The organism is Paraburkholderia sp. SIMBA_030, assembly GCF_046535245.1.
In the GTDB taxonomy this organism is placed as follows: domain Bacteria; phylum Pseudomonadota; class Gammaproteobacteria; order Burkholderiales; family Burkholderiaceae; genus Paraburkholderia.
In genome coordinates, this window is sequence record NZ_JAWRXB010000423.1 from 1 (window position 1) to 275 (window position 275).

A 275-nucleotide genomic window follows, 5' to 3' on the forward strand; every position below is an offset into this window, starting at 1 on the left:
GCGTGATCTCGCAAGAGAAAACGACCTGGCTACCGAATTTCTTGACGACCATAGAGCATTGGAACCACCTGATCCCATCCCGAACTCAGCAGTGAAACGATGCATCGCCGATGGTAGTGTGGGGTTTCCCCATGTGAGAGTAGGTCATCGTCAAGATTAAATTCCGAAACCCCTATCTGCGTATGCAGGTAGGGGTTTTGTTTTGCCTGCGAGAAAGTACTCGCCCTTAACGCACAAATTGGCGCAGTTATTTTTGACCCATGCCTCTAGAATAG

At 49.1% G+C, this 275-nt stretch carries 1 rRNA gene; it reads left to right on the top strand.

Annotated features, from left to right (window positions below):
• Positions 1–40 precede the first annotated feature (40 nt).
• Positions 41–156 (top strand): 5S ribosomal RNA (gene rrf, locus SB772_RS40620).
• The last annotated feature ends 119 nt before the right edge of the window (positions 157–275 follow it).